17 protein-coding genes are annotated in these 17,845 nt (G+C 70.9%); 6 read left to right on the forward strand and 11 right to left on the reverse strand.

Features of this window, described 5'->3' with window-relative positions; translation table 11 throughout:
* Together QZ772_RS23025 and pyrF are read left to right on the forward strand one after the other, a co-directional pair.
* Positions 1–688 (forward strand): uracil-DNA glycosylase family protein (locus QZ772_RS23025; RefSeq protein ID WP_295531599.1); only part of this gene is annotated, 688 nt, incomplete at its 5' end.
* 98 nt (positions 689–786) lie between these two features.
* Complete coding sequence (gene pyrF, locus QZ772_RS23030; protein WP_295531602.1) at positions 787–1,614, forward strand: orotidine-5'-phosphate decarboxylase; 828 nt, start codon at positions 787–789, stop codon at positions 1,612–1,614.
* 44 nt (positions 1,615–1,658) lie between these two features.
* On the opposite strand, the gene QZ772_RS23035 is transcribed toward pyrF, so the two are convergent.
* Together QZ772_RS23035 and QZ772_RS23040 are read right to left on the reverse strand one after the other, a co-directional pair.
* Entirely contained in the window at positions 1,659–3,194 is a 1,536-nt protein-coding gene (locus QZ772_RS23035) for an EAL domain-containing protein (protein WP_295531605.1), read from the reverse strand.
* 133 nt (positions 3,195–3,327) lie between these two features.
* Complete coding sequence (locus QZ772_RS23040; RefSeq protein ID WP_295531608.1) at positions 3,328–4,152, reverse strand: IclR family transcriptional regulator; 825 nt, start codon at positions 4,150–4,152, stop codon at positions 3,328–3,330.
* A 174-nt stretch (positions 4,153–4,326) separates the two neighbouring features.
* On the opposite strand from QZ772_RS23040, the gene hmgA reads away from it, so the two are divergent.
* The 3 genes from hmgA (at position 4,327) to fahA (ending at position 8,005) form a co-directional block, all read left to right on the forward strand.
* Positions 4,327–5,652, forward strand: coding sequence for a homogentisate 1,2-dioxygenase (gene hmgA, locus QZ772_RS23045; protein ID WP_295531611.1), 1,326 nt, complete (start codon positions 4,327–4,329; stop codon positions 5,650–5,652).
* 134 nt (positions 5,653–5,786) lie between these two features.
* Positions 5,787–6,710: a tripartite tricarboxylate transporter substrate binding protein gene (locus QZ772_RS23050; RefSeq protein WP_295531614.1), complete on the forward strand. Its 924-nt coding sequence runs from the start codon at positions 5,787–5,789 to the stop codon at positions 6,708–6,710.
* Between the two features lie 23 nt (positions 6,711–6,733).
* Positions 6,734–8,005, forward strand: coding sequence for a fumarylacetoacetase (gene fahA, locus QZ772_RS23055; RefSeq protein WP_295531617.1), 1,272 nt, complete (start codon positions 6,734–6,736; stop codon positions 8,003–8,005).
* A 115-nt stretch (positions 8,006–8,120) separates the two neighbouring features.
* On the opposite strand, the gene QZ772_RS23060 is transcribed toward fahA, so the two are convergent.
* Positions 8,121–9,092, reverse strand: coding sequence for a tripartite tricarboxylate transporter substrate binding protein (locus QZ772_RS23060; RefSeq protein ID WP_295531620.1), 972 nt, complete (start codon positions 9,090–9,092; stop codon positions 8,121–8,123).
* A 109-nt stretch (positions 9,093–9,201) separates the two neighbouring features.
* On the opposite strand from QZ772_RS23060, the gene QZ772_RS23065 reads away from it, so the two are divergent.
* Positions 9,202–9,966 (forward strand): IclR family transcriptional regulator, encoded by a 765-nt coding sequence (locus tag QZ772_RS23065; protein WP_295531623.1) that lies wholly within the window; start codon positions 9,202–9,204, stop codon positions 9,964–9,966.
* 27 nt (positions 9,967–9,993) lie between these two features.
* Here QZ772_RS23065 and QZ772_RS23070 read toward each other — a convergent pair whose 3' ends face one another.
* From QZ772_RS23070 to QZ772_RS23105, 8 genes are all read right to left on the reverse strand, one after another.
* Positions 9,994–10,971 carry a tripartite tricarboxylate transporter substrate binding protein gene (locus tag QZ772_RS23070; RefSeq protein WP_295531626.1) on the reverse strand — a complete coding sequence of 326 codons (978 nt, stop codon included), beginning with the start codon at positions 10,969–10,971 and terminating at the stop codon, positions 9,994–9,996.
* Between the two features lie 55 nt (positions 10,972–11,026).
* Positions 11,027–11,944, reverse strand: coding sequence for an SMP-30/gluconolactonase/LRE family protein (locus tag QZ772_RS23075; protein ID WP_295531628.1), 918 nt, complete (start codon positions 11,942–11,944; stop codon positions 11,027–11,029).
* Between the two features lie 13 nt (positions 11,945–11,957).
* Positions 11,958–12,860 carry an amidohydrolase family protein gene (locus QZ772_RS23080; protein ID WP_295531631.1) on the reverse strand — a complete coding sequence of 301 codons (903 nt, stop codon included), beginning with the start codon at positions 12,858–12,860 and terminating at the stop codon, positions 11,958–11,960.
* Between the two features lie 192 nt (positions 12,861–13,052).
* The gene (locus tag QZ772_RS23085; protein WP_295531905.1) at positions 13,053–14,003 is read right to left on the reverse strand and encodes a tripartite tricarboxylate transporter substrate binding protein; all 951 of its coding nucleotides are present in this window, start codon (positions 14,001–14,003) and stop codon (positions 13,053–13,055) included.
* 170 nt (positions 14,004–14,173) lie between these two features.
* Positions 14,174–15,166: a tripartite tricarboxylate transporter substrate binding protein gene (locus QZ772_RS23090; RefSeq protein WP_295531634.1), complete on the reverse strand. Its 993-nt coding sequence runs from the start codon at positions 15,164–15,166 to the stop codon at positions 14,174–14,176.
* A 4-nt stretch (positions 15,167–15,170) separates the two neighbouring features.
* A complete protein-coding gene (locus tag QZ772_RS23095; RefSeq protein ID WP_295531637.1) occupies positions 15,171–16,187 on the reverse strand; it encodes an MBL fold metallo-hydrolase in 1,017 nt (338 codons plus the stop codon).
* Positions 16,188–16,225: 38 nt separating this feature from the next.
* Positions 16,226–17,140 carry a hydroxyacid dehydrogenase gene (locus QZ772_RS23100; protein ID WP_295531640.1) on the reverse strand — a complete coding sequence of 305 codons (915 nt, stop codon included), beginning with the start codon at positions 17,138–17,140 and terminating at the stop codon, positions 16,226–16,228.
* Positions 17,137–17,823, reverse strand: a complete 687-nt coding sequence (locus tag QZ772_RS23105; protein WP_295531643.1) for an RraA family protein — start codon at positions 17,821–17,823, stop codon at positions 17,137–17,139. The genes QZ772_RS23100 and QZ772_RS23105 overlap by 4 nt, the downstream gene beginning before the upstream one ends.
* Positions 17,824–17,845 lie beyond the last annotated feature (22 nt).

Raw genomic sequence — 17,845 nt, forward strand, 5'->3', positions numbered from 1 at the left:
CGACGACATGCCGCCGCAGGACATGCCGCCGCCGGCCACCGAGCCGCCCGCCTTCCGCCAGGATGCCGCCCCGGCCGCGCCCGTGCGCCGTGCCGCGACCGACGCACCGCGTGGGGCCGCGCCCGCCCCATCGTCGCGAAGCAGCGCCGCACCCGCCGTGCGCATCGAGCCGGCCCAACGCCTGTACCTGCCGCCGGGTGCCGGCGGCGATGCGCCCGCACCCCGCGGCTGGCTGGTATTGGTCGACATGCCGCCCGGCCCCGATGGCCGCCATGGCGCCGCCTTCGCCGGCGATGCCGGCCGCCTGCTCGACCAGATGCTGCGCGCTCTGCGTCTGCACGCTGGCCCTGCGCCCGTGCACCTGCAGCGCGTGCACCGTCCCGCGCCAGGCGTGCCGCAAGGCGAGGACGACGAGCCCTTCGAGGCCGGCTTCGACCATGCCTGCCGCGAACTCGCGCCGCGCATGGTGCTGGCGCTGGGCCCGCTGGCGGCGCAGCAGCTGCTCGGCGCCCAGCCGCTGGGCCGGCTGCGGGCCCAGGTCGGCCGCTGCGCCGACGGCCGCACTGCCGTGGTCGCCAGCTATGCGCCGGCCTACCTGCTGCGCACCCCGGCCGACAAGGCACGCGCCTGGGCCGACCTGTGCCTGGCGGCGGCCGAGTTCGAGCGCCTGGCCGCCGCAGCCGGTTGAGCGCACGGCGCGCGGCGCCGCAGCCCGCAGGCCGCCCCCCGCGCGGGCGCCCGGCGCCGGCACAGCCGACCCGAGGGCGCCTCCTAGAATCGCGCCCCATGTCTTTCCTCGATCAGCTGCAGGCCGCGCAGCGCCAGAACCGCTCCATGCTGTGCGTGGGGCTGGACCCGGAGCCCTCCCGCTTTCCTGACGGCATGAAGGGCGATGCCAGCCGCATCTACGACTTCTGCGCCGCCATCGTCGAGGCCACGGCCGACCTGGTGATCGCCTTCAAGCCGCAGATCGCCTACTTCGCGGCGCACCGCGCCGAGGACCAGCTGGAGCGCCTGATGGCCCACATGCGGGCCGTGGCTCCGCAGGTGCCGGTCATCCTCGATGCCAAGCGCGGCGACATCGGCTCCACCGCCGAGCAGTACGCGGCCGAGGCCTTCGAGCGCTACGGCGCCGACGCCGTGACGCTGTCGCCCTTCATGGGCTTCGATTCCGTCTCGCCCTACCTGCGCTATCCCGACAAGGGCGCCTTCCTGCTGTGCCGCACCAGCAACCCCGGCGGCGCCGACCTGCAGGGCCAGCGCCTGGCCGACGTGCCGGGCCAGCCGCTGCTGTACGAGCATGTGGCCGCGCTGGCGCAAGGGCCGTGGAACCTCAACGGCCAGCTCGGCCTGGTGGTGGGTGCGACCTATCCGCAGGAGATCCGCCGCGTGCGCGAGCTCGCGCCGACGGTCCCGCTGCTGATCCCCGGCGTGGGTGCCCAGGGCGGCGATGCCGTCGCCACCGTGCGCGCCGGCTGGCGCGAGGACGCGCCGATCATCGTCAACTCCTCCCGCGCCATCTGCTACGCCAGCAGCGGCCCCGACTTCGCCGCCGCCGCCCGTCGCGAAGCCGAGCGCACGCGGGACGTGCTGGAAGCGGCCAAGCAGGGCTGAGTTCGCGGGGAGCCGCGAAGCGGCATGGGGGGTGACTCTCTAGGTCATGCCGTGAACAGATGCGAAGCCTCCACCGGCTTGCTGAACAGCCACCCCTGCGCCAGCGCATCGGGCGCCAGGGTGTGGAAGTAGGCGGCCTGCTGCTCTTCCTCGATGCCCTCCACCACCATGGTCAGGCCCAGCACCTCGGCCATCACCACGATCTGCGGTGCGATGGTGTCCTGGTCGCTCTGGTCGTGCAGCGCCTGCATGAAGGTGCGGTTGATCTTGATGGCGTCCACCCGCAGTCGCGACAGGTACGACAGGCTCGAATAGTCGGTGCCGAAGTCGTCGATGTAGACCTTGTGCCCCGCCTCGCGCACGCGGGCGATGACGCGGCTGAGCTCGCGGCTGTTGGCCGTGGTGCGCTCCGTGAGCTCCAGCCCGATGCTGCAGGCCTGCAGCCGCGCGGCCTGCAGCCGTGACGACAGGAAGGGCAGGAAGCCGCTGTCCATCAGGTCGTCGGCCGAGACGTTGACCGTGACCTGGAAGTCGGGCCGTCGGCGCAACCCGTCGCCCAGGTCTTCCAGCACGCGGCTGATCACGAAGCGGGTGACCTGGCCGATCATGCCGTTGCGCTCGGCCTCGCTGATGAAGGCGTCGGGACTCACCGGCTTGCCGGTGGCATCGGTCCAGCGCAGCAGTGCTTCGGCGCCCACGCGGCGGCGATCGGACAGGCGAACGATGGGTTGGTAGACCACGCGCAACTCGCCGCTGCGCATGGCCAGCAGCAACTGGCGGCTGAGCGAGCGGGAGCGCCCCATGAAGGCGCTGGCGGCGAAGCCACCGCTCAGGCCCAGCAACAGGCCGAAAGCGCCCATCTCCAGCATCACGGGCGAACCCCAAACGCCCTGCGGCGCCCGCAGTGCCGCCACGATGCAGCCGATGTAGGCATGCAGGCAGCGCACCTCGTAGCGATGCCCGTTGAAGGTGAGGGACCCTTCGGTGCCGGAGACGCGCTCCAGGCCCTGCAGCGCCGGCGTGTTGGTGTACAGCAGCCGCCCCACGTCGCCGTCCTTGGCCACCAGGGCGAAATCCAGCCGCGGATCGGCCAGGTCGATGAAGGTGCGCGCATGGATGGAGACCATGGCATTGCCTTCGCGGATCACCATCGAGCGACTGTCGGGCGCGCCCAGCTCGGCCACGTTGAAGGAGATGCGCCGCCCGCCCGCGCCGGCCAGGTCCACGCGCGGAGGCGGCGTCGGCGGGTCCACCCGGCCCACGATCGAGCTGCAGACCACCTGACCGTTCTCCAGGCGCGCGGCGGCCTTGAGGAAGCGGCTGTTGAGAATGAGGGAGCGCAGGCGCGCGATGTCCTCGGGCCCGCATGCGGCCGAGGCGGCGTGGATGGCCTCGATGGCCTCGACCGCCTCGCCGGTGATCCGGCGGGCCAGATTGACGTAACTGTCGGCCAGTTCGCCGGCCTGCTCGGCCCGGTCGCGCTGCACGGACCAGTAGCCGAAGGCCAGGCACAACACCACGGCCAGCACCGCCCCACCGGACATGCAGAGAACATGGCGCGTCAGTGGCTTTCTGAACATGGGCGCGGGCAAGGGGGACGGCCGCAGGACCGTCGTCTGGAAAAAGCGCGAGTATCGCCGGGGCTGGCGCCTCTCTGCGCGACGGCCGACTGCCTTGTGGGGGGGGCCGTTGCAGCGATGCCGCAGCGGCCGGTCAGCCGGCGCTGCGGGCGCCCAGACGCGTCGAGATGTCCGCCGCCGCCTCGCGCAGGGCCTTCGCCAGCCGGCCATCCCAGCGCGTGTCGAAGACGGCGGAGGCGCCGATGGCCGTCAGCGCGATGACGATGCGCCCGGCGGCATCGAAGACCGGCGCGGCCATGGCACTGATCCCGGGCAGCACCTCCCCTTCGGAACGCGACAGGCCGCGCTTGCGCACCTCACGCAGCTGGACCTCGAAGGCGGCCCAGTCGGGCAGCGGCGGCGGCGCGGGCATGCCGGCCTCGGCGTCGGCGCGGCCCTGCTGGACGCGGGCGCGTTCGGCCTCCAGCGCAGCGCGCACCACGGCCTCGTCGAGATAGGCTCCGAACAACCGGCCCGATGCGGTGCCCGTGAGCGAGAACACCGTGCCGTGGCGCATGGCCACATGCACCGCCGCGGGCGACTCGGCCGTGCGCACGATGGTGGCCCCGCGCTCGCCCCACACCGCCAGGGCCATCGTGTGGCCCGTGCGGCGCGCCAGCGCCTCGATCACCGGCGCGGCCAGTTGCACCGGGTTGGTCTGCGCCATGGCGATCAGCCCCAGCTGCAGTGCCAGCGGGCCGAGCTGGTAGTGGCCGGTGGCACCGTCCTGCTCGATCAGGCCCAGGCGCCCGAAGCTCACCACATAAGGATGCGCCTTGGCAGGCGTCATGCCGGCCTCCTGCGCCAGCACCTTCAACGGCATCGGCCGGCCGGTGTGCACCAGTGCCTGCAGCAACTGCCCACCCACCTCGATGCTCTGGATGCCGCGCTGCACGCCGCGTTCGCCGTCTTCCGCCATGGCCCGCCTGAATTCGCTGATTTGTAAATCGTTAGACATTACCAGATGCCCGGCCTACACTGGCCACCAGTTCGGCATAGTCGAACGCATTTCACTAAAACCAATTGGAGCCAACCCCGGACGGACGCGCACTTTGTGGTGTGAGGCCGGCCCGTCCCACTTGCGAGGATTTCCATGACCGCCTCCGACACCTCTTCCTCCCTGCGCTACCAGAGCGGCTTCGGCAACGAATACGCCACCGAGGCCGTGGCCGGCGCGCTGCCCCAGGGCCGCAACAGCCCGCAGCGCGCGCCGCTGCAGCTGTACCCGGAACTGATCTCCGGCACCGCCTTCACGGCACCGCGCCACCAGAACCGCCGCAGCTGGCTGTACCGTCGCCAGCCCAGCGTGGTGGCCGGCCGCTACCAGGCCTGGGCCCAGCCGCTGTGGACCACCGGCGGCGACCGGGCCGCTGCGCTGGCCCCCGAGCCGCTGCGCTGGCACCCGATCCCCTTCGAGGCTGGCGTGGAAGCCGACTTCGTCGAAGGCATGCGCACCCTGGCCGCCAACGGCGACGCCGATGCGCAGACGGGCGTGGCCGCCCACGTGTACCTGGCCACGAAGTCGATGGACCGCCGCGCCTTCGTGAATGCGGACGGCGAGCTGCTGGTGGTGCCGCAGCAGGGGCGCCTTCGCATCACCACCGAGCTGGGCGTGCTCGACGTGAAGCCGGGCGAGATCGCCCTGCTGCCGCGCGGCCTGGCCTTCAAGGTGGCGCTGCCCGACACCGAGGCCGGCGCCGGCCCGTCGCGCGGCTACGTGTGCGAGAACTACGGCGCGCAGTTCCGCCTGCCGGAGCTGGGGCCCATCGGCTCCAACGGCCTGGCCAATCCGCGCGACTTCCAGGCGCCCGTGGCGGCCTATGAAGACGCGGCCGGCCCCTACGAACTCATCAAGAAATTCGGCGGCCGCTTCTGGCGCGCGCCGGCCAGCAACACACCCTTCAACGTGGTGGCCTGGCACGGCAACCTGGCGCCGGTGAAGTACGACACGGTCAACTTCATGACCATCGGCTCGATCAGCTTCGACCATCCCGATCCGTCCATCTTCACGGTGCTCACCTCGCCCAGCGACACGCCGGGCACCGCCAACTGCGACTTCGTGATCTTCCCGCCGCGCTGGCTGGTCATGGAGGACACCTTCCGTCCGCCCTGGTACCACCGCAACCTGATGAGCGAGTTCATGGGCCTGGTGTATGGCGAATACGACGCCAAGCCGGGCGGCTTCAAGCCCGGCGGCGCCAGCCTGCACAACGCCATGGTGCCGCACGGTCCCGACGAAGAGGCCTTCGAGAAGGCCTCCAGCGCCAACCTGCAGCCGCAGAAGCTGGACAACACGCTGGCCTTCATGTTCGAGAGCCGCTACCGTTTCGTGCCCACCGCCTTCGCGATGGAGACCGCCCCGCTGGACCACGACTACGCCGACTGCTGGGCGGGCCTGAAGGACCAATTCAAAGCATGAACAAGCTCCCCCCCGTTTCTTGCTCCCACCGCGCAAGCCGATCCCCCCTCAAGGGGGCGCCGCCAGCGGCCCGGCGAAGCCGGTTCCGCGGCGTCTCCCGCATTGGAGCCGCATGCGTACTGGGCATCGGCGCGGTGCTTGGCGGTCAGGCTCAGGCGGCCGACTTCCCCTCCAAGCCGATCCGCTTCATCGTGCCCTACACCGCCGGCGGCACCACCGACCTCGTGGCGCGCACCGTCGGTCAGCGCGTGGCCGAGAAGCTGGGCCAGCCGGTGGTCATCGACAACCGCGGCGGCGCGGGCGGCAACATCGGCATGGACGTGGTGGCCAAAGCCCCGGCCGACGGCTACACCATCGGCTTCGGCGCCATCTCCACCAACGCGCTGAATCCGCACATCTACAAGTCGGTGCCCTTCGACCCCCGCAAGGACTTCACCGCCATCGGCCTGCTGGGCACCTCGACCATCGTGCTCGAAGTGCCGACCAGCTCGCCCATCAAGTCGGTGCCCGAGCTGATCGCCGCCGCGAAGAAGACGCCCGGCCTGCCCTACGCCACGGCGGGCGCCGGCACCTCGATGAACCTGGCCGGCGTGCTGTTCGCGCAGATGACGGGCACGCAGCTCACGCACGTGGCCTACAAGGGCAGCGGCCCGGCCATCACCGACCTGCTGGGCGGTACGGTGGGCGTGATGTTCGACAACCTGCCGGCCTCGCTGCCGCACATCCAGGCCGGCAAGCTGCGCGCGCTGGCGGTGGCCGGGCCGACGCGCTCGCCTTCGCTGCCCGACGTGCCGACCATCGCCGAGACGGGCCTGAAGGGTTATGCGCTGGAGCCCTGGTTCGGCGTCTACGGCCCGGCCAACCTGCCGCCGGCCATCGTCAAGACGCTCAACCAGGCCTTCGCCGAAGCCCTGGCCGAACCCGCGGTGCGCGACAAGCTGCTGCACGCCGGCTTCACGCCGCGCGCCAGCACGGCCGAGGAACTGGCCGCGCTCACGCAGTCCGAATACCAACGCCTCGGCGAGGTGGCCCGCAAGGCGGGCATGACCGCCGACTGACACCCGCACCACCTTCTTCTGCCATGACCCTTCTCGACAAGACCCACAACCCCCACCTGCGCAGCTGGGTGGAATCCGCCAACGTGGCGGGCTGCGACTTCCCGATCCAGAACCTGCCCTTCGGCCGCTTCCGCCGAGCCGGCAGCAGCGACACGAGCCTGCGCATCGGCGTCGCCATCGGCGACCAGGTGCTGGACCTGCGCGCCGCCGGCCTGGTGGACCATGACGACATGAATGCGCTGATGGCCGCCGCGCCCGCCGAGCGCGTGGCGCTGCGCCAGCGCCTGTCCGACGGCCTGGCCCAGGGCAGCACGCAGAAGGCCGCCTGGGCCGCGGCGCTGGTGCCGCAGTCGGCCTGCGAACTCGCGGTGCCCTGCAAGGTGGGCGACTACACCGACTTCTACACGAGCGTGCACCACGCCACCAACATCGGCCGCCAGTTCCGCCCGGACAACCCGCTGCTGCCCAACTACAAGTGGGTGCCCATCGGCTACCACGGCCGCGCCAGCTCGATCATTCCGAGCGGCACCGCCTTCAAGCGCCCGCGGGGCCAGACCAAGGCGCCCGACGCCGCCGAACCCAGCTTCGGCCCCTGCAAGCGGCTGGACTACGAGCTGGAGCTCGCCTGGTTCATCGGACAGGGCAATGCACTGGGTGAGCCCGTGGCCATCGACCAGGCCGAGGGCCACCTCTTCGGCGTGGCTCTCTTTAACGACTGGTCGGCGCGCGACATCCAGGCCTGGGAATACCAGCCGCTGGGCCCCTTCCTGTCGAAGAACTTCGGCTCCACCGTCTCGCCGTGGATCGTGACCATGGAGGCGCTGGCGCCCTTTCGCGCGCCCTTCAGCCGGCCCGAGGGCGACCCGCAGCCGCTGCCCTACCTGGACGGCGCCGCCAACCGCGCGCACGGCCACATCGACATGCAGCTGGAGGTGCTGATCCAGACCGCCAAGATGCGCGCCGACGGCCAGGCGCCCACGCGCCTGTCGCTCGGCAAGCTCAAGGAAGCGGCCTACTGGACGCCGGCGCAGCTGGTGGCCCACCACACGGTCAACGGCTGCAATCTGCAGCCCGGCGACCTGATGGGCTCGGGCACGCTGTCGGGCCCGTCGCTGGACACCGCCGGCTCCCTGGCCGAGATGAGCGTGGGCGGCAAGCAGCCGATCACCTTGCCCAACGGCGAGCAGCGCACCTTCCTGCAGGACGGCGACACGCTGATCCTGCGCGGCTGGTGCGAGCGCGAAGGTGCGGTGCGCATCGGCCTGGGCGAAGCGAGCGGCACCGTGCTCGCCTGAAGGCGGACGATCCCGCGAGCGGCCTGCGTGCCGCTCACCCAAAGAAAAGGCCCTGCCCGCATCGCCGCGGCAGGGCCTTCTTCTTTGCTGTCGCCGTCCGCGCGCGGGCCGGACCTCAATCCACCTTCGCGCCCGAATCCTTCACCAGCTTGCCCCAGCGCGGGATGTCGTCGCGGATCAGCTTGGCGAAGTCGGCGGCGCTGCTGCCCTGCACGTCGGCGCCCTGGCCCGACAGCTTCTGCTTGAGTGCGGTGTCCTGCAGCGCCTTGTTGATGTCGGTGTTGAGCTTGGCCACGATGTCCTTGGGCAGACCGGCCGGGCCCGCGATGCCGAACCAGGTGATGGCCTCGAAGCCCTTGTAGCCGGACTCGGCCACGGTGGGCACCTGCGGCAGGTCCGCCGCGCGCTGCAGCGAGGTAATCGCCAGCGGATGCATCTTGCCGGACTTGATGTGCGCCTGGAGCGTGGGCACCGAGGACACGTACAGCTGCACCTGGCCGCTGATCACGTCGGTGATGCCCTGGGCCGCGCCCTTGTACGGAATGTGCGTGAGCTTGATGCCCGCGGCTTTCTGGAAGGACTCCATCGCCAGGTGCGACACCGTGCCGTTGCCGGACGAGGCGAAGTTGATGCTGTCGGGCTTGGCCTTGGCCGCCTTCACCAGGTCGTCCAGCGTCTTGTAGGGCGTCGCAGTGCCCGCCACGATGACCAGCGGCGAGGTCGCCACCAGGCTGATCGGCGTCAGGTCCTTCACCGGGTCGTAGGGCAGCTTCGCGTAGAGCGTGGGGTTGATCGCCAGGTTGCTGGTCTGGCCCAGCACCAGCGTGTAGCCGTCCGGCGCGGCCTTGGCGGCGGCGTCCACGCCCAGGTTGCCGCCGGAGCCCGGCTTGTTGTCCACCACGAAGTTGTAGCCGTAGCTGGTGAGCTTGTTGGTCAGCTCGCGGGCAATGATGTCGGTGCCGCCGCCGGCCGGGAAGGGCACGACGAGGCGGATGGGGCGGGAGGGCCAGGTGTCGGCCTGGGCCACGGTGGCGGCGAGGAGGGATGCGGCGGCGAACGCCAGCGCGGCGCGGCGGGATGTCTTCACGGGTCTGTCTCCGACTGTGTATTGAACGCAAGGATTGCGTCCGGACCGCACTCTAGGTGGGGGTTTCAATCCATACAATGTCGTTTCGTTCAGCGAACCGAGGTCCGACATGCGCAACGAATCCACCCCAACAGAAGCGACCGAAGCCCGTGGCGATGGCGGCGTGATCGCCGTCACGCGCGCCCTGTCGCTGATGGAAGCCTTCGAGGTGGGCGAGTCGGCCCTTACCCTGGCCGAGTTGAGCCGCCGCTGCGGCATGCACAAGACCACCGTGCTGCGGCTGGCGCGCACCCTGGCGCAGTCGCACTACATGGTGCAGACCGACGCCGGGCAATGGCGACTGGGGCCGGCAGCCGGCTGGCTGGGCGCGCGCTACCAGGCCGGCTTCGACGTCAACAACGTGGTCGAACCGGCGCTGCACGAGCTGGTCAAGCTCACGGGCGAAAGCGCGTCCTTCTACGTGCGCGAGGGCGACATCCGGGCCTGCGTGGCACGGGTGGAGGGGCCGCAGTCGGTGCGGCACCACGTGCGCATCGGCGCGCGGCTGCCGCTGGACCTGGGCGCGCCGGGGCGGGTGATCCTGGCCTTCAGCGGCGCACAGGGCGAGCCCTACGAGACGATCCGCACCTGCGGCTTCCACATGTCGCTGGGAGAGCGCGAGCCCGACGTGTCGAGCGTGGCCGCGCCGGTGTTCCGCACCGGCTGGCACCTGCTGGGCTCGATGTGCATCTCAGGCCCCAGCTCGCGGCTCACGAAGGAGCGGCTGGAGAAGTACGCGCTCAGCGTGGTGGCGGCGGCCAACCAGCTGTCGTATGCGCTCGCGGGCGGGCGCTCGCCAGCCACGCCGCCCGTCGTGTCACGCTGGCATCCCTGATGCGGGCAGCCAGCGCGCGGGCTCAGTTCAGTTCAGCTGGATGCCCGCGTCGCGGATCACCTTGTCCCAGGTGGCGGTTTCGCGGCGCGTGCGCTCGCCCAACTCCTTGGCCGAACTGATCGACAGGTCGACGCCCTGGGCCAGCAGCCGCTCGTCGAAGGCCTTGTCGGCGGCAAGGCCGGCGAGCGCGGCGCCGAGCCGGTCCACCACCGCCGCGGGCAGCCCGGCGGGACCGTAGAGGCCATACCAGGTCGTGTATTCGAAGTTGGGGACACCGGCGTCCTTGATGACCGGAATCCCCTTGTAGGCCGGCGAGGCAGAAGGGGCCGTGACGCCGATCACGCGGATCACGCCCTTGTCGATCAGGCCCTTCATCGAAGGCAGGCTGCTGAACATGGCCTGGACCTGGCCACCGGCCAGGTCGGACATGGCCTGCGAGGTCCCCTTGTAGGGCACATGACGCGCATCGATGCCCGCGGCGCGCTGGAACAGCTCGGTGCCCAGATGCGCCAGGCCACCGACGCCGGCCGATGCGAAGTTGACCTCGCCCGGGTGGGCCTTGGCATAGGCGACGAACTCCTTCACCGTGTGCACGGGCAGCTTGCTCGACACGACCAGCACATGGGGGCTGGTGGTCACCATGGCCACGGGCGACAGCTGCTGGAGAACGTCGACGCGGGTCTTCGTCAGCAGCGGCTGGATCACCACGTTGCCGGACGCGGCGAAGAGCAGCGTGTAGCCATCGGCCGGCGCACGCGACACCGTGCCCAGCGCCGGCACGCCCGCGCCGCCGCCCTGGTTCTCGACGACCAGTGGCTGCCCCAGCGTGGGCGCCAGCGACTGGGCCAGCTCGCGCGCCACGACATCGGCCGGGCCGCCGGCGGCGAAAGGCACGATCACGCGGATCGGCTTGGTCGGATAGGCGCCTTGCGCCCAGGAAAGAGGCGTGGCAAAGGCGGTGAAGGCGGCCAGTGCGGCGGCCAGCCAGGGGCGTGAAATTCGCAAGTGATGTCTCCGGTGGTAATGCAATGTGTTCGGCGCAGGCGCCGTGGAGGGCGCCTCAGCCGCGCCGCGCCAGCGGCAGGCCCGGCACGTCCATCTCGGCGGTCATCACGCGGCCGTGGGTGGAATCGGTGACGAAGAGCGTGCGCCGCTCCGGACCGCCGAAGGCCAGGTTGGTGATGGAGGCGCCCGCGGGGCCGCGCAGCACCTGCACCGGCTCGGCCCGCGTGTTGAGCACCCACAGGTAGCCCAGCCCGGGGTTGGCCACCAGTACGCGGCCTTGCGCGTCCACGGCCAGGCCGTCGGGGCCGCTGGGGCCGTAGGAGGTGAAGAACTGGCTCACCTTCGAGACGCTGCCGTCCGGCAGCAACGGCACGCGCCAGACGCAGTTGCCGCGGGTCACGGCCAGGTAAAGCACCTTCTCGTCCGGCGACAGCGCCACGCCGTTGGGACTGGGGATGTTGCCCAGCAGCTGGTCCAGTCGGCCGTCGGGCGTGAGGCGGTAGAGCCGCCCGGTGGGGTCGTGCAGGCCGGTCTGGCCCTGGTCGGTGAAGTACAGGTTGCCGGCGCGGTCGAACACCAGGTCGTTCACGCCCTTGAAGCGTTCGCTGTTGCGCCGCGCCAGGAAGGGCGTGACGCGGCCGCTGGCCACGTTCAGCTGCATCAGGCCGTTCTTGTAGTCGGTAATGAGGAGCGTGCCGGCATCGAGGAACTTCATGCCGTTGGGCTCGCCGTCGTACTCGGTCACCAGCGACCAGCGGCCCTGCGGGTCGACGCGGAACACGCGGCCCCAGGGAATGTCGGTGAGGTAGAGATGGCCGTCGTCGCCCAGCACCGGGCCTTCGAGGAAAGAGTCGGTGGGCGTGCCGCCGCGGTTGGCGTCGGCCCAGTCGCTGCGGCGCGGACGCCGGAACTCGTCGGGCATGGCGCTGAACAGCGAGAGTTCGCGCACCTGGGGCGGTTGGAGAAGGAACATGGTTCGCGTTCTTTCAGGCGGAAGGCACGGAGCCGAAGTCGTAGAGCTTCGCCGGGTTGTGGACCACGATGCGCGCGATGCGCGCCGCATCGCCCTCGCACCAGCGGGCGAGCAGGTCGACCAGGGCGGCATCGTCCACGCTGCCCGGCGTCTCGGTGGTGTGGGGCCAGTCGCTGCCCCAGACCAGGCGCTCGGGCGCGCGGCGCACCAGCGCCTGCCCCGCGGCCACGGTGTCGTCGTAGCCGGGGCCGCCGATGGCCGAGCGCATGTAGGCACCCGACAGCTTGACCCAGGTGTTGCCCGCATCGAGCAGGCGGCACAGCAGGTCGAAGGCATCGCCGCTCGCGCCCTGCGCCGGGTCGAGCCGCGCCATGTGATCCACCACCAGCGGCACGGGCAGGCTGCGCAGCAGCGCGGCCATGGCCAGCAGCTGCTCCGGATGCACGAAGACCTGGATGTGCCAGCCCAACGGCGCGACCTTGGCCGCCAGCGTGGCGAGCATGTCGGGCGTGGTCGTGCCCCAGGACTGCGGCGTCACGAAGTTGACGCGCAGACCCCGCACACCCAGGCCATGCAGCCGCTGCAGCTCGGCCGCATCCACGCCCGCCTCGACCACCGCCACGCCGCGCGCGGCCCCGCCCATCTGCGCCAGCGCGTCGAGCGTGCAGGCGTTGTCGGTGCCATAGGTGGAGGGCGTCACGACCACAGCACGCTGCGTGCCGATCCGCGCCTGCAGCTGCCGATAGACCGCCACCGGCGCATCCGGCGGCTGGCGCTTCCAGTGCTTCGACGGCGCGAAGCGCGGGTCGAAGATGTGCATGTGGCTGTCGCAGGCCCCGGCAGGCAATGCGAAGCCCGGCCGCGCAACGCCGGCCGAATGGGGCACCGTTTGCAGCAGCGTCAGCGCGGCGGCCATGTCAGTGGTCCACCGCGCCGACGCGACACCCGCATGGCCTGGAAACCGGCGCCACACTCCTGATCGAATGGCCGCGGAGCAGGCCACGCCAGTGCACCCGCGGAACGGGCTTGGCCCGGCCGCCGGGTGCGCCCCTTGAGGGGGATGGGACTTCCACACGCAGTGAGGAAGTCCAAACGGGGTGGTCTCATTTCAATCCAGCTTGATGTCGCCCTTGCGCACCACCTCGCCCCACTTGGCGTCTTCCTTCTTCAGGAAATCGGCGAAGGCGGCGGGCGTGGAGCCGATGGGCTGCGCGCCCAGGTCCTTCATGCGCTGCAGCACCTCCTCGTCCTTCAGCACCTCGGCCAAGGCCTTCTGCAGCTTGTCGGCGATGTCCTTGGGCGTCTTGGCGGGCAGCAGCATGCCGTTCCATTCATAGGCCTCGTAACCCGGCACCACGGTCTCGGCCACGGTGGGCACGTCGGGCAGGCGCGGCGAGCGCTGGGGCGAGGTCGCGGCCAGGGCGCGCAGCTTGCCGGACGACACCAGCGGATAGCTGGCCGCCACGGTGGCGAACATGAAGTCCACCTGGCCCGCCATCGTGTCGGTGATGGCCGGGCCGCCGCTCTTGTAGGGCACATGCACCATGTCCAGCCCCAGCTTCTGGCGGAAAAGCTCGGCCGCCAGACGTTGCACCGTGCCGGCGCCGCCCGAGGCGAAGTTGATCTTGTGGGGCTGGGCCTTGGCCGCGGCCACCAGGTCCGCCACCGTCTTGTACGGCGAATCGGCCTTGGTGACCAGCATGTTGGGCATGGTCAGCACCAGCGACAGCGGCTGCAGCGCATCAGCCGCATAGGGCATGCGCGGGAACAGGTGCGGGTTGATGGCGTAGGGCGTGGCGTCGTAGAGCACGGTGTAGCCATCGGGCGCAGCCTTGGCCGCATAGGCGGCGCCGATGGTGCCGCTGGCGCCGGCGCGGTTGTCCACGATCACGCTGGTGCCCAGCTTCGGGCCCAGCTTGGCCGCGATCACACGCGCCATGGCATCGGCCGCGCCGCCGGGGGCGTAGGGCACGACGATGGTGATCGGGCGCTCGGGATAGGCCGCGTGCGCGGCGAAGGCCGCCGTCGCCAGGCTGGCGACGAGCAGGCGACGGATCAACGAGAACTTGGAAGAGGCCACACGCATATCTCCGGAGTCATTGGTTGGAAGGAAAAAAAGGGGGCAGCACGGACGGCCGCCTTCATCGCAGCGAGGGCAGCCTGCACGGCCACCCGGTGGGTGCCCTCGGCACCGGCGCCTCGGTCGCGCCGACGCCGGGCCCCGCAGGCTCACTCGGGCTTGAGGTCGAGTTCGCGCGCGAGCTGGCCGTAGGCCTTGACCTCGCGCGCCAGCTGTTCGCCGAAATCGGCGCCGCACACATGCTGGCTTTCCATGCCCAGGCCGCGCAGCTTCTGCTGCGTGGCGCCCTGGCGCACGAAGTCCTGCGCGGTCTTCTGCAGCAGCGCCAGCACGGCGGGCGACGTGCCGGCCGGCGCCAGCAGGCCGTACCAGGCATCGGCCCGGTAGCCCTTGACGCCCGCCTCGTCGAAGGTGGGCACCTGCGGCAACAAAGGCGAGCGCTGCGGCGCGGCCACGGCCAGCGCCGTGAGCTTGCCGGCCTGCACCTGCGGCAGCACCGAGCCGAGGGTGGCGAAGGAGCTGTCCACCTGGCCGCCCACGAGGTCGGTGACGGCCTGCGCCGCGCCCTTGTAGGGGATGTGGTTCATGCGCGTGCCGGTCAGCCGCGTGAACTGCTCGCTGGCGAAGTGGCCCGAGCTGCCGGCGCCCGGCGTGGCATAGGTGCGCTGGCCCGGCGCGGCCTTCACCTGCTGCAGGAAGGTGGCCAGATCGGGCACCTTCATCGACGGGCCCACCACCAGTACCGTGGGGCTCACCGCCAGGCTGCACACCGGCGCGAAGGAGCGCACGGCGTCGAACTTGACGCGGCTGCTGTAGAGCGCCGGGATCATGGTGTGGTTGGTGGCGCCCAGCAGCAGCGTGTAGCCGTCGGCCGGGGCGCCGGCCACGGCTTCGGCCGCGAGGATGGTGTTGGCGCCCGGCTTGTTGTCCACCAGGAAGGGCTGGCCCAGCGTGCGAGCGGCGTAGTCCGCGAAGGCGCGGGCCACCACGTCGGTGGGGCCGCCGGCCGAGAAGCCGACGACCAGGCGTACGGGCTTGGTCGGGTAGGCGGGCGGCTGGGCCCGTGCATCGGGTGCGGCGGCCGCAAGGCCGAACAGGGCAGCGGCGAGCAGGCCGGAGGCCTTGAGCGAAGTCGTGTTCATGGCGTCAGGGCAGCAGGGCGAATCGGTCCCGCTGGGCCAGCGAGCATTCGTTCATCACGGTCAGCGTGCGCTCGACCGTGGGCTCGCCCACCACGAAGGGGTTGGGGCCGGTGGTGCCCGCCTGACGCAGCCTGGCGAGCTTGCCCTGGGAGCCGTCCACGCGCGAATGGTTGGACAGCATCACGTCGACGCCTTCGGTGCGCACGACCTTGGCCATGCGCTGCGTGGAGTTGCCATACGCTTCCATGCGCGGAATGTCGGCGCCGAAGTTGAAGCCGGTGCCGCCCCACAGCAGCACGCGGTGCTTCTGGCCCTGCCAGGTGACGTCGAACACCGGCGACAGCGTGCCCCAGGTGTGGCCGGGCGTCACGTACAGCGTGAGGCTGGTGCCGCCGAGCGTCAGCTTGTCGCCGTCCTTGACGCTGATGTCGCGCTTGGGCGGCGCACCCCAGATGGGCGTGGCGAATTCGAGCCGGGTCTCCATCATGGTCCAGTCGGTGTCGCTCATGACCACGCGGGCACCGTACTTCTGCGCCAAGTAGGGCGCGCCGCCGTAGTGGTCGCCATGACCATGGGTGACCACGATGTAGCGGATGCGCGCCGGGTCCAGCCCCAGCTTGCGCATGCCGCCCTCGATCAGCGCCGCGGCCTCGGCCTGGTTGTTGAGGGCGTCGATCAGGATGATGCCCTCGGGCGTGTCCACGGCCCAGGCGCTGGCCCAGTCGCCGCCCACGAAGTACAGGTTGTCGAAGGCCCGGCCTGGGGGCGGCGGCGGACGGTTGATGAGGGCACGCAGACCGCGGTCGGAATCCTCGTTCTGCACCGGCCGGGCGGTGGGCACCGGCTTGCACAGTGTGAGCACCTCGCCCAGGTCGGTGCCGGCCGCGCGCGTGGCGGCAGCAACGTGAGCGGCGATGCTGGCCTCGGAGGGCCGCTGCGCCACGGGGGGCGGGCTGGCGCAGCCCCACAGGGCGGTCGCGAACGCGGCGACGAACAGGCCGCGCGGAAGGCGATGGATCATGGTTCTTGTCTCCTTTGTGGATCGCCGCAGGGCGGGGCTTAGCCGCGCGCGAGCACGGCCAGCAGGTTCTTCGCTGCCGCCACGCCCATGTTGATGTAGGCGTCGCTGGTCACGCCGCCGATGTGCGGGCTCAGCACGATGCGCTCCTGGCCCTGGAAGGGGTGGCCCGCCGTCATCGGCTCGACCGCGAAGCTGTCCAGGCCTGCGCTGGCCACCTGGCCCGAACGCACGGCGGCCAGCAGCGCGGCCTCGTCGATCAGGCCGCCGCGCGCGGTGTTGACCACGATCACGCCGCGCTTGCACTGGGCCAGCGTGTCGGCATTGAGCATGCCGCGGTTCTCGTCGGTCAGCGGGCAGTGCAGCGAGATCACGTCGGCCTCGCGCCAGATCGTGGCGAGGTCCGCGCTCTGGATGTAGTCGGGCAGGTTCTTGGCGAAGGGGTCGAATCCGAGCACCCGCATGTCCATCGCGTGCGCCATGCGCGCGAAGCGCTGGCCGATGGCGCCCAGTCCCACGACGCCGACGGTGCGGCCGCCCAGTTCCAGACTCTTGTGCGTGGCCTTGTCCCAGTGGCCGGCGTGCATGCGCGCGTCCAGCGGCACCACCGACTTGGCGCAGGCCAGCATCAGGGCCAGGGCCTGCTCGGCCACGGCCGCGGCGTTGGCGCCCACGGCGGCCACCACCTCGATGCCGCGTGCCTTGGCCGCCACCTTGTCGATGGTGTCGGTGCCGCTGCCGTGCTTGGAGATGACCTTGAGCGAAGGCGCCGCGTCCATCACCGCCGCGCCGACCTTGCCGTAGCGCACGATGATGGCCACCGGGTCGTGGCGCTGGCACAGCGCGATGAGGTCGTCCTCGGTCGGCGCCTTGCCGGCGTAGACCACCTCCATGTTGTTCAGCAGGGCCAGGGCCTGCGGCGCCAGGTCGGCGCCGGTGACGAGGACGGTGCTCACAACGCTTCGCCTTCCTTCAGCACGCCGGCCGCACGCAGCGCGGCGGGCAGCCACTTGGAGGCCGTGTCGCCGCGCGAGATGGCATCCAGGCGCGCGGCTTCGTCGGCCACCTTCTTGTCGGCCAGGGCCAGCATGGCGGGCGCCTTCTCGCGCTCGATGACGACCACGCCGTCGGCATCGCCCACCACCAGGTCACCGGGGTTGACGCTGGCGCCGCCGGCCGAGATCGGATGGTTGATGCGGCCGGGCACGAACTTGGTGGGGCCGGCCGGGTTGAAGCCGGCGCTGAAGACCGGGAAGTCCAGCTCCAGCAGCTCCAGCTTGTCGCGGATGACGCCGTCGACGATCACGCCGGCCAGGCCGCGCTTCTTGCAGGCGCTGAGCATCAGCGTGCCCATGAGCGCGGCCGTCTGGTCGCCCTTGCCGTCGATCACCAGCACGTCGCCCGGCTGGGCCAGCGCGATGGCGGCATGGATCATCAGGTTGTCGCCGGGGCGCACTTCGACGGTGAAGGCCGGGCCGGCCACGGCCATGCTGTGGTGCACGGGCGCGACGCGGGCATTCATGGTGCCGCGGCGGCCGGCCACGTCGGCCAGGATGGCGGCCTGGAAGGTCGCGGCCTTGGCAACCACTTCGGAAGAGACGCGCTCGATGTCGCGGACGATGTCGGGGAGTTGGCTCATGGCGTTGGCTCGGTTCGAAAGA

The sequence above is a fragment of the uncultured Pseudacidovorax sp. genome (assembly GCF_913773995.1).
Taxonomy (GTDB): domain Bacteria; phylum Pseudomonadota; class Gammaproteobacteria; order Burkholderiales; family Burkholderiaceae_C; genus Xenophilus.